Raw genomic sequence first — 12,878 nt, 5'->3', positions numbered from 1 at the left:
AGCATGACGGATGCTCTGAACGAACAGCTTTCTGCTTGCCTGGACGGCGAATTGCCGCCGGCAGAGCTCGACCTGCTATTGAAGCGGGTAGGGCGAGAAGCTGAGCTGCGCGCTGCCATCGGCCGCTACTCGCTGATCGGCGAGGCGATGCGGGCCGAGCGCCCGGCCGTGGCTTCCCGCGATTTCGCCAGCAAGGTGATGGCCGCGGTGGCCGCCGAGCCGGCCCAGGCTCAGCCCCAGGTGCCAATCGCTCGACCGGCCGTCGTTCAGGCGCCGCCGGTGACGCGTCCTTCCAGAATTTCCCCCGCCGCAATTCGTTTCCTGCGCCCCGCGGCCGGCATGGCCATCGCCGCCGGTGTTGCCGCCGTCGCCGTGTTCACGATGCAGCCGATGGGTCAGCCGGATGTGGTTCCGGTGAATGCTCCGTTGGTCGCCGCCAATCAGCCTGCTGCCAACGAGCCGACGGTCGCGAGAGATACGGCGTCGAGCTACGTGGTGCCGACCTCGACCACGCAGTCCGCCTTCATTCCTGCGACGCGTCTGACCAATTACGTGGTCGCACACAGCGAATATTCCTCGCCGCTCGGGCGTCGCTCGGTGTTGAGCGGCGTGCTGTCCGATGACGCGGAGGCCGAAGCCCTCGAGTCCGGCGAAGCCGAAGTGAAGATTTCCGTTGGCGACGAAGGCTCGTCGGAACGTTGATGGCATCTCTGCGCGCTACCAGTCTGATCGCCGCGTTGCTCGCGGTGGCCTCCACGGCGAACGCCGGGGATCGCGAGGCCCGCGAATGGCTCGAGCGCATGTCCGAAGCGCTCGCGACCCGCAATTACGAAGGTCGTTTCTTCCACATGCGCGACTCGCGCCGCGAGTCGATGCGGATCTATCACCGCGTCGATAAGGGCAAGGTGACCGAGCGCCTGGTGTCCCTCGACGGCAGCGGCCGCGAGATCATTCGCAATCAGAGCGAGGTGGTTTGTTATTTGCCGGATCGTCGTACCGTGCTGGTGGAAAAGCGCACCGACGACAACACGTTGCTCGCCGCCGTGCCGGCGTACAACGAAGAGCTCGAAGCTCACTACAACATCGAGCGCGGCCCGTTCACCAAGGCGCTGGGCCGTCGCACGCAAGTCATCAATGTCACGCCGCGCGATCAATTCCGTTACGGTTATCGCCTGTGGCTGGACGATGAGACGGCCATGCCGCTCAAGTCGCAGCTGTGCGATCGCGAAGGCAACGTCATCGAGCAGATCCTGTTCGCGGAACTGAATTTCCGCGACCGTATTCCCGCCGACAGCCTCAAACCGTCCGTTTCCGGTGAAGGTTTTCGCTGGATCCGACAGGACGTGCAGCCGCAACTGGCTGCGGGTCAGGTCGCAGGGTGGGGCGTGATTCGCCTGCCCGCGGGCTTCAGGCTGACGGCGTGGCGCATTCAATTGATGGCCGGCTCCAGCGTCCCGGTTCAGCACCTGGTGTATTCGGACGGCCTGGCGTCGGTGTCGGTCTTCATTGAGCCGACCGACCCGCAGGCTCAGCCCATGAGCGGGCTGGCCAAAGTGGGCGCCGCCTTTGCTTTCTCGCGCGCGATGGATGGCCATCAGGTCACCGCTGTAGGCGAAGTGCCGCCAGCCACGCTGGAGGCGATTGCCGCCGGCGTAACCAAGGACGACGCCGCCCGGAACGCGCCGACCCCGGCCACGCCAGTGCCGCCGCCCGCGGCTACGCAGCCCAACCACCATCCCGCCGGGCCGACGCCGCCTCAACAATGACGACTTGGACGGTGCTGAGCCGCGCCGAGTGCAGCCTCTGCGACCAGTTGCTCACCGAGCTGGCCGAGGAGCTGAGCCCCGCCGAAGCCGCCGCCGTCAGGGTGGTGGACGTCGACAGCGATCCCGAGCTGGTCCGTAAATACGGTCATCGCGTGCCAGTTCTGCTGGCCGACGACGACTTCGTCTGCGACTACCGGCTGGACCGGGAGCGAGTCCGGGCCGTCGCCAGGTAAGCGCCGGCGCAATACGCCCGACGCCGGGCGCCAACCCCGCTATAATCCGCCGCCGCTGGCCAGTCCCCGGCCAGCAATTACAAGCCCTTGCAGATGAAGCTGATCCGCAACTTCTCGATCATCGCCCATATCGATCACGGCAAGTCCACGCTCGCCGACCGCTTCATCCAGTTGACCGGCGGTCTGGAACAGCGCGAGATGGAGGCGCAGGTGCTCGACTCCATGGATTTGGAGCGGGAGCGCGGCATCACCATCAAGGCGCAGAGCGTTTCGCTGCGCTACAAGGCGCGCGACGGCCAGACGTATCAGCTCAACATGATCGATACGCCGGGCCACGTGGACTTTTCCTACGAAGTGTCCCGATCGCTGGCCGCCTGCGAAGGCGCGCTGCTGGTCGTGGATGCGGCCCAGGGCGTCGAGGCGCAGAGCGTCGCGAACTGCTACACGGCGATCGAGCAGGGCCTGGAAGTGGTGCCGGTGCTGAACAAGATCGATCTGCCGTCGGCCGAGCCCGACCGGGTCATCAAAGAGATCGAAGAAATCATCGGGATCGAGGCGGAAGACGCGGTCCGCGTCAGTGCCAAGACCGGTGAGAACGTGCCCGAGCTGCTGGAGCAGTTGATCGCGCGCATTCCGGCGCCGAAGGGCGATCCGGACGGGCCGCTGCAGGCGTTGATCATCGACTCGTGGTTCGACAACTACGTCGGCGTCGTGTCGCTGGTGCGCGTGATGAATGGCTCGCTGCGCATGGGCCAGAAAATTCGCATGTGGTCGACGGGCCGCGCCCACACGGTCGACAAGCTCGGCCGCTTCACGCCGAAATCCAAGCCGACCGAGACGCTCGAGACCGGCGAAGTCGGCTTCGTCATCGCCGGCATCAAGGAGATCAACGGCGCTCCGGTCGGCGACACCATCACGCTCGACAATCGTCCCGCGAGCGAGCCGCTGGCCGGTTTCAAACAGGTGCAGCCGCGCGTGTTCGCGGGCCTGTTCCCGGTGCAGTCCGACGATTACGAAAACTTCAGGGACGCGCTCGCCAAGCTCAAGCTTAATGACTCGGCCCTGCACTACGAGCCGGAAGTCTCGAGCGCGCTCGGCTTCGGGTTCCGCATCGGCTTCCTGGGCCTGTTGCACATGGACATCGTGCAGGAACGATTGGAACGCGAGTACAACCTGGACCTCATCACCAGCGCGCCCACGGTGGTGTACGAGATCCAGAAGACCGACGGCACCACCGTCAACGTCGACAATCCGTCGAAGCTGCCGCCGAGCAACGAGATCGAGGACCTGCGTGAGCCCATCATCACAGCGAACATCCTGCTGCCGCCGGAGTACGTCGGCGCGGTGATCACGTTGTGCACGGAAAAGCGCGGTCGCCAGACCAAGATGCTGTATGTCGGCAACCAGGTCTCGCTGCAATACGAAATGCCGATGGCCGAAGTGGTGCTCGACTTCTTCGATCGCTTGAAGTCGGTGAGCCGCGGCTACGCGTCGTTCGATTACGAATTCAACCGGTTCGAGAGTGCGCCGCTGGTGAAGCTGGACGTGCTGATCAACGGCGATCGGGTCGACGCGCTGTCTTTGATCGTGCACAAGGACAACGCGTATCAGCGCGGCCGCGAGCTGGTCGATAAGATGCAGGAGCTGATTCCCCGGCAGCAGTTCGAGATCGCGGTCCAAGCGGCGATCGGCAGTCACGTGGTGGCCCGCGCGACCGTGAAGGCGCTGCGCAAAAACGTTCTGGCCAAGTGCTACGGCGGCGACATCTCGCGTAAGCGCAAACTGCTGGAGAAGCAGAAAGAAGGCAAGAAGCGGATGAAGCAGGTGGGCTCGGTCGAAATCCCGCAGGAGGCGTTCCTCGCCGTTCTGCAGGTGGGCAAGGCCAAGAAAGAATAAACGGACAAAGCATGATCTTCGACTTCTCTTTCATTCTGGTCGCGGCCACGTTGCTGACCGGCCTGATCTGGGGCATCGACTCGGTCGCCTTCAAGCCGCAGCGGGTCGCCACCGCCAACGCCAAGGGCGTCGCGCCTGAAAACATTCGCGAGCCGCTGCTGGTCGAGTACGCGCGCTCGTTCTTTCCGGTCATCCTGATCGTGCTGCTGATCCGCTCGTTCCTGTTCGAGCCGTTCCGCATTCCCTCCGATTCGATGATGCCGACGCTGCTCGACGGCGACTTCATCTTCGTCAACAAATTCTCCTACGGCCTGCGCCTGCCGGTGCTCAATTCCAAGATCGTCTCGATCGGCGATCCGCAGCGGGGCGATGTCATCGTGTTCCGTCTGCCGCGCGATCCGGCAACCAACTACATCAAGCGACTGGTCGGCCTGCCGGGCGATCACATCGTGGTGCGCGGGCAGAACCTCTATATCAACGGCGAGCGGGTGCCGGTCGAGTTCAACGGCGAATACACCGGCCCCGGGCATCGGGGCGAGACGCTGGGCACCGAGCATCTCGGCAATGTCGACCACAATGTGCTGTACATCCCGAGCCGGATGGACGGCGAGGGGCGGGACTACGACCAGGTGGTGCCGGCCGGGCACTATTTCTTCATGGGCGACAACCGGGACAACAGCAAGGACAGCCGCTTTTTCGAAGTGGGCTTCGTGCCGGAGCGCAACCTGGTGGGCAAGGCGGTCCGGATCTGGCTCAACTGGGACCTGCCGAACGCGCCAATTTGGGAACGGATCGGCGCTCCAATCCGCTGATTGGAGTATCTTGCGCGCCATGCTGGCCTGTATTCGGCCTGTTTAGCGGAGTTCGGAGCATGCGTTCTCGTCAGCGTGGCGCTACGGCCCTCGGTATGTTGACCATCATTGCCATCGTGGGCTTCGCCCTCTATGGCGTGGTCCGGCTGGTGCCCATCTATTCCGAGTACATGGCAGTGGTGCGTGCGATGGAACAGACCGCCAAGGAAGACGCGGGCGGTACGCCGCAAAGCATGCGCGCCGCGCTGGATCGCCGGTGGACGGTCGAGGACATCAAGAGCCTCGATCCCAAGGACATCGAGATCAAGCGCCAGGGCAACGGCTACACCATGCGCGCCTGGTACCGGGCCGAAGCGCCGTTCATTTCCAACATTTCGCTGGTGGTCGACTTCGACAAGACCGTGACGGTGGGCTCCGGCGGCGCCATGGCGGGGACCTGATCCGCATTGAAGACCGCTCGCGAATGGCTGCGTGACAAGCTCGGATACGAGTGCCGAGACCCGGCCCTGCTCGAGTCCGCGCTCACCCATCGCAGCGCCGGCGGCTCACACAATGAGCGCCTGGAGTTTCTGGGCGACGCGGTCCTCAACTGCGTGGTTGCCAAGCTCGTCTTCCATGAATTCGCGACCGCCGACGAAGGCGACCTGTCCCGTTTCCGCGCCAGCCTGGTAAGCGGCGAGGCGCTGGCCGTGATCGCCGCCGAGATCGATCTCGGCAGCCAGCTGCGGCTGGGCTCGGGCGAGCTGAAGTCCGGCGGTTTCCGACGCAAATCCATTCTGGCCGATGCCCTGGAGGCGTTGTTCGGCGCCGTCTATCTGGACGGCGGCTTCGATGCCGCGGCCGGCGTGGTCGAACGGCTGTTCGTGCCCAGGCTGGATCGGCTGCCGAGCGCGGCCGAGCTGAAAGATCCCAAGACGCGTCTGCAGGAGGCGTTACAGGCCCGCGGCTTGCCCTTGCCTTCATACGCAGTCGAATCCATCTCCGGCGAGGCGCACAATCAAGTTTTCCAGGTGCGCTGCTCGGTCAGCTCGCTGGGCCTGAAAGTCTCGGCGAGCGGTCCAAGCCGTCGCCGCGCGGAGCAGGCCGCCGCGCAACTGTTGTTGGCCGCATTTCACGAGAGCCAGGGAATCTCCTCCTGAGGAGCCCCGGTTCTGATCACCTTTCGATGATGAGTAAGCGCCATGCACGAAGATCCCCCTGAGCTCGACGATATCGACGACGGCGACGACGAAGCTGAAGCCGAGGCGAGCGAGACCTTCCCGGAAAACTATCGCTGCGGTTTTGCCGCCATCGTCGGCCGCCCCAACGTGGGCAAGTCGACGCTGCTGAACGCGATGCTCCATCGCAAGGTGAGCATCGTCAGTCCCAAGCCGCAGACCACGCGTCATCGCATTCTCGGCATCCTGACCCGACCGACAGAGCAGATTATTTTCGTCGACACGCCCGGCATTCATTCCGGCGCGCGTCGGGCGATGAATCGTCATATGAATCGCGCCGCGCTGTCCTCGCTGGCGGACGCCGACATCAATCTGTTCGTGGTCGAGTCGTTGAGCTGGAGCGAAGAAGATCAACGCGTGCTCGAGGCTTTGAAAGAGCAGAAGCGTCCGATCATTCTGGTCCTCAGCAAAGTCGACAAGGTGCAGCCGCGCGAGCGCATGCTGCCGTTCATCCAGGAAATGAACCGTCGCGCCGACTTCGTCGAAGTGGTGCCGCTGTCGGCGCTGAAGAACAGCAATCTCGAACAGCTGCCGTCGATCATCGCCAAACATTTGCCGCTCGGGCCGCCGCATTTCCCGCCGGAGCAGGTCACCGATCGCAGCCCGGAATTCCAGGCCGCCGAGATCGTGCGCGAGAAACTCACATTGCGCCTGCGGCAGGAGCTGCCGTACGGCCTGACTGTGGCCCTCGAACAGTTCAAGGAAGAAGACGGGCGACTGCTGGTCAACGCCGTGATCTGGGTCGAGCGCACCGGTCAGAAGGCCATCGTCATCGGCCAGGGCGGCGAGCAGTTGAAGGAAGTGGGGCGCTCGGCGCGCATCGAGATGTCCAATCTGTTCGGCCGGCCCGTGCACCTGGAGCTGTGGGTGAAGGTCAAGGAGAACTGGTCGGATAACGAGATGGCGCTGAAGCAGCTGGGCTACGAAATGTAACGCCGTGAGCGACGCTCGCCGCATCCAGTTACAACCCGCTTACGTGCTGCATCACCGGCCGTATCGAGATACGAGCCGGATTCTCGAATTATTCACTCGTGATCACGGGCGTGTGTCCGTGTTCGCGCGCGGCGCGCGTGGCGGCACCAAAGCCGGCGCGTCGTTGCTGCCGATCTTGCAGCCCTTCAATCGTCTGCTCGTTTCCTGGAGCGGCAAGGGCGAGGCAGGTCAGCTCACCGGCGCGGAATTCGATGGCGCGATGACGCCGTTGCCGGCGGATCGGCTGGTCCACGGCTTCTACTTGAACGAGCTGTTGCTGAAGCTGTTCGCCCGTCACGACAGTCATCCCGACGTGTTCGCGCTTTATGCGCAGACCATGGAACAGTTGAAGCGCGAGGACGCGATTCGTCCCTTGCGCCTGTTCGAAAAGCGCCTGCTCGAAGCCATCGGCTACGGTCTCGCCTTGGAGCGCGACGCACACGACGGCTCGGAGCTCGATCCGGCGGCGATCTATCACTACCGGATCGAGCAGGGCCCGGTGCGCCTCGAGGCCGTCGACGAGAATGCCGTGGTTTATTCAGGCGCAATGCTGCTGTCGCTGGCACGCGAGGAGTTGTCGGACGCGAGCGTGTGCGCCGATGCCCGCCGCCTGTTACGGGCTGCTCTGGATCGCTGTCTGGATGGCCGCGAGCTGCGCACGCGACAAGTCATGCTGGCATTGAGAAAGGGAAAATGACAGCATTCTCAAATGCTTCACCTCGGTGTAAATGTCGATCACGTGGCCACGCTGCGTCAGGCGCGCGGCACTACCTATCCTGATCCGCTGTTCGCGGCGCTGATCGCCGAACAGGCGGGCGCGGACAGCATCACCATCCATCTGCGCGAAGACCGTCGGCATATTCAGGACCGCGATGTCCGCATGTGCAAGGACGCGCTGCAGACCCGGCTGAACCTGGAGATGGCGACCACGGATGAGATGGTCCGCATCGCACTGGAAGTGCGGCCCCCCGATGTCTGCCTGGTGCCGGAGAAGCGCACCGAAGTCACGACCGAAGGCGGCCTCGACGTACTCGGCCAGCAGGATTCGTTGAAGAAGGTCTGCGCACGGCTGGGCGATGCGGGCATTCGAGTCTCGCTGTTCATCGATCCCGAGCCCGCGCAGCTGGAAGCCGCCGTGCGCGTCGGCGCACCGGTCGTCGAATTGCACACCGGCGCGTATGCCGAAGCGATTGGCGAGCATCGCGCCAAAGAGCTGAATCGTATCGAGGTCGCTGCCCGGTATGCCGCGAAGCTGGGGCTGACGGTGCATGCGGGACACGGCTTGCACTATCACAACGTGCATCCCATCGCCGCCATTCCCGAGATCGTCGAATTGAACATCGGACACGCCATCGTCGCGCATGCCGTGATTCACGGCATGGCGGCGGCGGTCTCGGAGATGAAACGCCTGATGCTGCAGGCCCGAGCCGGGCGGTGATCTTCGGCATCGGCACGGACATCGTGCAGATCCAGCGCATCGAGCGGCTGCACCAGAAGTTCGGCGAGCGTTTTGTGGAACGACTGCTGATGCCCGCCGAGGCCGATGCGTATCGCGCCCAGACCCGTCCCGACCGGTTTCTCGCCATGCGTTTCGCCGCCAAGGAAGCCATCGTCAAAGCCATGGGCACCGGTTTCCGCCACGGCCTGTGGATTCGCGATGTGGGCGTGGCCGCCAATGAGCTCGGCCGGCCCGGCATCATCTGGTCTGAGCGCGGCCAGCGGATGCGAGAGCAGCTCGGCATCGGCGAAGGTCACATCACGCTGACCGACGAAGCGGGCCTGGTGGTCGCGGTCGCAGTGTTGATGCGTCGAAATTAATTAGTTTTTGCGCACCCGAGGTGCGACTCCAATGCCTGTTTTCGTTTTCGATATAGAAACTATTCCCGACGTCGAGCTCGGCCGGCGCATTTATGACCTGGGCGACCTGAGCGACAAGCAGGTCGGCTATGTGATGCAGGCCAAGCGTCGCGAAGAGTCGGGTACCGAGTTTCTTTCCTATGAGCAGCAGCGCGTGGTCGCGATCTCCGTCGCACTGCGTACGCGCGATTCGTTCAAAGTGTGGTCGCTCGGCGATCCCGGTGCGTCGGAAGCCGAGATCATCCAGCGCTTCTATGACGGCATCGACAAGTTCACCCCCGATCTCGTTTCCTGGAACGGCGGCGGCTTCGATCTGCCGGTGTTGCACTATCGCGCGCTTCGACATGGCATCGTGGCGCCGCGTTATTGGGAGTCGGGCGAAGAAGATCAGTCGTTCCGCTTCAACAACTATCTCAACCGCTATCACTCGCGGCATCTGGACTTGATGGATGTTTTGTCGAGCTTCCAGGGACGCGCACGCGTGAGCTTGCAAGCGGCCGCGACGTTGTTGGGACTGCCGGGCAAGCTCGGCATGAGCGGCGACAAAGTCTGGGACGCGTATCTCGATGGCCAGCTCGAGCACATCCGCAATTACTGTGAAACCGACGTCTTGAATACTTTCCTGGTTTATTTGCGATTCGAGCTGATGCGCGGTCGCTTGATGCGCGACGAATATCACGCCGAAGTGGCGCGAGTGCGCGACGTCCTCGCGGCGCAAGCCAAACCTCACTTCCAGGAATTCCTCGCCGCTTGGGGACCGCCGCCGGATGTGATTGCGCAGGGGCCCAGCTCGTGAACGCGCGAGCCAGAGATCGAGTCTCTCGTCAGCCAGAGATCGCGAAGATCGACGATCTGTCGCACGAAGGCCGCGGCGTAGCGCACGTCGACGGCAAGACCGTGTTCATCGACGACGCGCTGCCCGGCGAAGTGGTGGAATGGCAGCGGCTCAAGCGCGGTCGCAATTTCGACGAAGGTCGGTTGCTGAAAGTGATCGAGCCGTCGCCGGATCGCGTCGAGCCTCGTTGCGCGCACTTCGGCATGTGCGGTGGCTGCGTGTTACAGCACCTGTCGGGCGAGCAGCAGCTGCAATTCAAACAAAAGCAGCTGATGGATTCGTTGACCCGCATCGGCAAGGTCACGCCGGAAGCCGTGCTGCCGCCACTGCAGGCCGGCAGTTGGAACTATCGCCGTCGCGCCCGGCTCGCGGCGCGCTGGGTGCCGAAGAAGGGGCGCACCATCGTCGGCTTCCGCGAGCGAAGCACGCCCTACATCACGAATATCGAGCGATGCGAGGTGCTGCAGGCGCCGCTCGATCGGCTCATCGTGCCGCTGTCTGAGCTGGTGACCGCGCTCAGTATTCGTAACCGCGTTCCGCAGATTGAAGTGGCGGTCGCGGATAATGCGGTCGCCTTGGTCGTCCGCGTGCTGGAGCCGCTGACCGAGGCCGATCAGGAGCTGCTGCGTCGGTTCAGTCGGGAACATTCGGTGCAGATGTTCCTGCAGCCCGGCGGCTATGAAACGGTCGCGCCGATGGATCCGGTGGAGCCGCTTGAATATCGGCTGCCGGCCTTCGATCTGACGCTGCAATTCCTGCCCACCGATTTCATTCAGGTGAACAGCCCGCTGAACCTGCAAATGATTGACCGGGCGGTGGAGCTGCTGGCGCTCGAGCCCGATGACCGGGTGCTGGATCTGTTCTGCGGTCTGGGCAATTTCTCTTTGCCGCTGGCGCGCCGGGCCGGGCAGGTCGTGGGCGTGGAAGGCGAGGCCAGCCTGGTGGCTCGAGCCCGGGATAACGCGGCTCGAAATGGCCTGGGAAATGCGCAGTTTTTCACGGCCAATCTGGCCGACGAGAGCCTCGGTTCAGCCGCCTGGACAGGCAAGTTCGACAAGGTTCTGCTCGATCCGCCGCGGGCCGGCGCTAAAGAAGTGCTGCCGGTGGTCGCTAAGTCTGGAGCCGACACCGTGTTGTATATTTCCTGTCATCCCGGCAGCCTCGCGCGCGACGCGGGTATTCTCGTGCATGAGCATGGTTACAAGCTGCGGGCCGCGGGTGTGATGGATATGTTCCCGCATACAGCCCACGTGGAATCGGCCGCATTATTCGTGAAGCCATAGACCGTACATCGATATGACGCTCGGCCCGGTGATGATGGACGTGCAGGGCAAGACCCTGACCCAGGAAGATCGTGAGCTGCTGGCCCATCCGCTGGTCGGCGCCGTGATCCTGTTCACACGGAATTTCGAGAGCGTCGAGCAACTTCAGCAGCTGGTCGCCGAGATTCGTGCCGTGCGCTCGCCGCCGTTACTGGTGACGGTCGATCACGAGGGCGGCCGCGTACAGCGGTTTCGCAAGGGTTTTACCGTGTTGCCGTCGATGCGAATGATCGGCCGGCAATATGACCTGGATGCGGTCGCGGGCCGCTTGCTGGCCCGGCAGTGCGGCTGGCTGATGGCTGCCGAATTGCGCGCCGTCGGCATCGATATGAGTTTCGCGCCCTGCGTGGATCTGGATTACGGCGCCAGCAGCGTCATCGGCGACCGCGCCTTCCATCGGGATCCGAAGGTGGTGTCGGAGCTGGCCATTTCGTTCATGGGCGGCATGCGAGAGGCGGGGATGTCCGCCTGCGCCAAACACTATCCCGGCCACGGTTTCGTGGTCCCGGACTCCCATGTGGCCATGCCGGTCGACCGTCGCCCGCTGGTCGATATGGACGAAGATCTCACTCCTTATCGCCGGCTGATCGACAACGGCGTGGCCTCCATCATGGCGGCCCATGTCGTGTACACCGACGTGGACGATAAACCGGCCGGATTCTCCGGCCGCTGGCTGCAAAAAGAACTGCGCGGCCGGCTCGGTTTCGACGGGGCCATCTTCACCGACGACCTGTCCATGGCGGGCGCCAGTGTGATCGGCGACATGCCGGCACGGGCCAAAGCGGCCCTCGCGGCCGGTTGTGACGTGCTTTCGGTGTGTAACGATCGCCAAGGTGTGCTCCAGGTCATCGATTCTTTGCGGGGGAGCGGGGATCCTTTAAGTCAAGTTCGCATGGCCCGCCTGCACGGCAAGCCGGCCTTCACCCGGGAAGCGCTGTTCGCTTCGATGGATTGGCAGACCTGCGAAGGAGCGGTCAAGGGTTGTATGGAACGGCCCGATCTCCGATTGAATTCATAAAACTATGAGCGTCGACGCAACACTGCTGCAGAGCCTGGTGGAATCCGCCCCGGAGGGCGTGGTCATTTGCGATGCGCGGGCGGCCGATCGCCCCGTGATCTTCGTGAACGCGGCCATGGAGAAACTCACCGGCTACGAGGCCAATTACATTCGCGGTCGCAACCTGCGGTTTCTGCAGGGCGAGGATCATGAACAGGAGGGTCTGGAAAAGATCCGGACGGCCTTGCGGCAGGGCACGCCGGTTCATACGACGCTACGCAACTACCGTAAAGACGGCACGATGTTCTGGAACGAAGTGCACATTCAGCCGCTGCGCGATGCCAACGGCAATGTGACGCACTTCGCAGGCTATCACCGCGAGGGCGGCGATCGCCTGCGGTTACGCGAGTCGACCGAGAAGACCGATCCGATGCTGAGTACGCAGACCATGATGGCGTACCTGCGCGACGACAAGCTCACCGGGCTGCTGCGCCGGACCTATTTCGATGAATTGGTGAAGCGCGATTGGGGCCTGGCCCAGCGTGAGTCGCGTCGCCTGAGCTTCCTGGTGTTCGACCTGGATTGTTATCTCGCTTACAAAGAGACCTTCGGCAAGAACGGCGCCGACCAATCCTTCAAACGAATTTCGCGGGTCATCAGCGGCTGCTTCCGTCGTGCGAGCGACTTGTGCGGCCGATTCGATGAAGATCAGATTGCCGCCGTGACCACCGGGCTGGATCTGGCGCAGGCCTCCAAGCTGGCGGAAGCCGTGCTCGGGCGAGTGCGCGATCTCGCCATTCATCATCCGCGGTCCGTGGTGTCTCGCTACGTGACGGCGAGCGCCGGTGTGGTTTCGCTGGTGCCGCCGCACGATGCGGCCCCTGAACGCGTTTATGAAACGGCGCTCAAGGCGCTGAAAGACGCCAAGGAGCTGGGGCGGAATCGAGTCGTGAGCCGCGAGGCCGACTGAT

General features: G+C 63.4%; 15 protein-coding genes. All 15 read left to right on the top strand.

From position 1 onward, the window contains the following. Nucleotides 1-3: 3 nt before the first annotated feature. Nucleotides 4-702 carry a sigma-E factor negative regulatory protein gene (locus tag ACFPN2_RS23935; protein ID WP_380601292.1) on the top strand — a complete coding sequence of 233 codons (699 nt, stop codon included), beginning with the start codon at nt 4-6 and terminating at the stop codon, nt 700-702. After that, a complete protein-coding gene (locus tag ACFPN2_RS23930) occupies nt 702-1,766 on the top strand; it encodes a MucB/RseB C-terminal domain-containing protein (protein WP_380601290.1) in 1,065 nt (354 codons plus the stop codon). Before ACFPN2_RS23935 ends, ACFPN2_RS23930 begins: the two co-directional genes overlap by 1 nt. After that, entirely contained in the window at nt 1,763-1,999 is a 237-nt protein-coding gene (locus tag ACFPN2_RS23925) for a glutaredoxin family protein (protein WP_380601288.1), read from the top strand. Before ACFPN2_RS23930 ends, ACFPN2_RS23925 begins: the two co-directional genes overlap by 4 nt. Nucleotides 2,000-2,092: 93 nt before the next feature. Further along, a complete protein-coding gene (lepA, locus tag ACFPN2_RS23920) occupies nt 2,093-3,895 on the top strand; it encodes a translation elongation factor 4 (protein WP_380601285.1) in 1,803 nt (600 codons plus the stop codon). Nucleotides 3,896-3,906: 11 nt separating this feature from the next. After that, the gene (gene lepB, locus ACFPN2_RS23915) at nt 3,907-4,707 is read left to right on the top strand and encodes a signal peptidase I (protein WP_380601283.1); all 801 of its coding nucleotides are present in this window, start codon (nt 3,907-3,909) and stop codon (nt 4,705-4,707) included. Between the two features lie 59 nt (nt 4,708-4,766). Then, on the top strand, nt 4,767-5,147 hold the full coding sequence (locus tag ACFPN2_RS23910; RefSeq protein WP_380601281.1) for a DUF4845 domain-containing protein: 381 nt from the start codon (nt 4,767-4,769) through the stop codon (nt 5,145-5,147). 6 nt (nt 5,148-5,153) lie between these two features. After that, the gene (gene rnc, locus ACFPN2_RS23905) at nt 5,154-5,846 is read left to right on the top strand and encodes a ribonuclease III (protein WP_380601280.1); all 693 of its coding nucleotides are present in this window, start codon (nt 5,154-5,156) and stop codon (nt 5,844-5,846) included. Between the two features lie 42 nt (nt 5,847-5,888). Then, the gene (era, locus tag ACFPN2_RS23900; protein WP_380601278.1) at nt 5,889-6,857 is read left to right on the top strand and encodes a GTPase Era; all 969 of its coding nucleotides are present in this window, start codon (nt 5,889-5,891) and stop codon (nt 6,855-6,857) included. Nucleotides 6,858-6,861: 4 nt separating this feature from the next. Then, nucleotides 6,862-7,593: a DNA repair protein RecO gene (gene recO, locus ACFPN2_RS23895; RefSeq protein ID WP_380601276.1), complete on the top strand. Its 732-nt coding sequence runs from the start codon at nt 6,862-6,864 to the stop codon at nt 7,591-7,593. A 12-nt stretch (nt 7,594-7,605) separates the two neighbouring features. Next, nucleotides 7,606-8,334: a pyridoxine 5'-phosphate synthase gene (gene pdxJ, locus ACFPN2_RS23890; protein ID WP_380601274.1), complete on the top strand. Its 729-nt coding sequence runs from the start codon at nt 7,606-7,608 to the stop codon at nt 8,332-8,334. Beyond that, entirely contained in the window at nt 8,331-8,714 is a 384-nt protein-coding gene (acpS, locus tag ACFPN2_RS23885) for a holo-ACP synthase (protein WP_380601272.1), read from the top strand. Before pdxJ ends, acpS begins: the two co-directional genes overlap by 4 nt. Before the next feature lie 31 nt (nt 8,715-8,745). Next, a complete protein-coding gene (locus tag ACFPN2_RS23880; protein ID WP_380601270.1) occupies nt 8,746-9,549 on the top strand; it encodes a 3'-5' exonuclease in 804 nt (267 codons plus the stop codon). Then, entirely contained in the window at nt 9,546-10,871 is a 1,326-nt protein-coding gene (rlmD, locus tag ACFPN2_RS23875; RefSeq protein WP_380601268.1) for a 23S rRNA (uracil(1939)-C(5))-methyltransferase RlmD, read from the top strand. The genes ACFPN2_RS23880 and rlmD overlap by 4 nt, the downstream gene beginning before the upstream one ends. Nucleotides 10,872-10,884: 13 nt before the next feature. Further along, complete coding sequence (gene nagZ, locus ACFPN2_RS23870; RefSeq protein ID WP_380601266.1) at nt 10,885-11,928, top strand: beta-N-acetylhexosaminidase; 1,044 nt, start codon at nt 10,885-10,887, stop codon at nt 11,926-11,928. 4 nt (nt 11,929-11,932) lie between these two features. Beyond that, entirely contained in the window at nt 11,933-12,877 is a 945-nt protein-coding gene (locus ACFPN2_RS23865; RefSeq protein ID WP_380601264.1) for a diguanylate cyclase domain-containing protein, read from the top strand. Nucleotide 12,878: the final 1 nt, after the last annotated feature.

Origin of the sequence: Steroidobacter flavus (assembly GCF_042651805.1) — a bacterium.
Classification (GTDB): Bacteria; Pseudomonadota; Gammaproteobacteria; order Steroidobacterales; family Steroidobacteraceae; genus Steroidobacter; species Steroidobacter flavus.
The sequence above is the reverse complement of the archived record's forward strand: the minus strand, read 5'-3'. Positions and strand labels throughout refer to the sequence as shown.

Coding starts and splice junctions, on each gene's coding strand:
- ACFPN2_RS23935 (WP_380601292.1), top strand. CDS start 4: ATGACGGATGCTCTGAACGAACAGCTTTCTGCTTGCCTGGACGGCGAA.
- ACFPN2_RS23930 (WP_380601290.1), top strand. CDS start 702: ATGGCATCTCTGCGCGCTACCAGTCTGATCGCCGCGTTGCTCGCGGTG.
- ACFPN2_RS23925 (WP_380601288.1), top strand. CDS start 1,763: ATGACGACTTGGACGGTGCTGAGCCGCGCCGAGTGCAGCCTCTGCGAC.
- lepA (WP_380601285.1), top strand. CDS start 2,093: ATGAAGCTGATCCGCAACTTCTCGATCATCGCCCATATCGATCACGGC.
- lepB (WP_380601283.1), top strand. CDS start 3,907: ATGATCTTCGACTTCTCTTTCATTCTGGTCGCGGCCACGTTGCTGACC.
- ACFPN2_RS23910 (WP_380601281.1), top strand. CDS start 4,767: ATGCGTTCTCGTCAGCGTGGCGCTACGGCCCTCGGTATGTTGACCATC.
- era (WP_380601278.1), top strand. CDS start 5,889: ATGCACGAAGATCCCCCTGAGCTCGACGATATCGACGACGGCGACGAC.
- pdxJ (WP_380601274.1), top strand. CDS start 7,606: ATGCTTCACCTCGGTGTAAATGTCGATCACGTGGCCACGCTGCGTCAG.
- ACFPN2_RS23880 (WP_380601270.1), top strand. CDS start 8,746: ATGCCTGTTTTCGTTTTCGATATAGAAACTATTCCCGACGTCGAGCTC.
- nagZ (WP_380601266.1), top strand. CDS start 10,885: ATGACGCTCGGCCCGGTGATGATGGACGTGCAGGGCAAGACCCTGACC.
- ACFPN2_RS23865 (WP_380601264.1), top strand. CDS start 11,933: ATGAGCGTCGACGCAACACTGCTGCAGAGCCTGGTGGAATCCGCCCCG.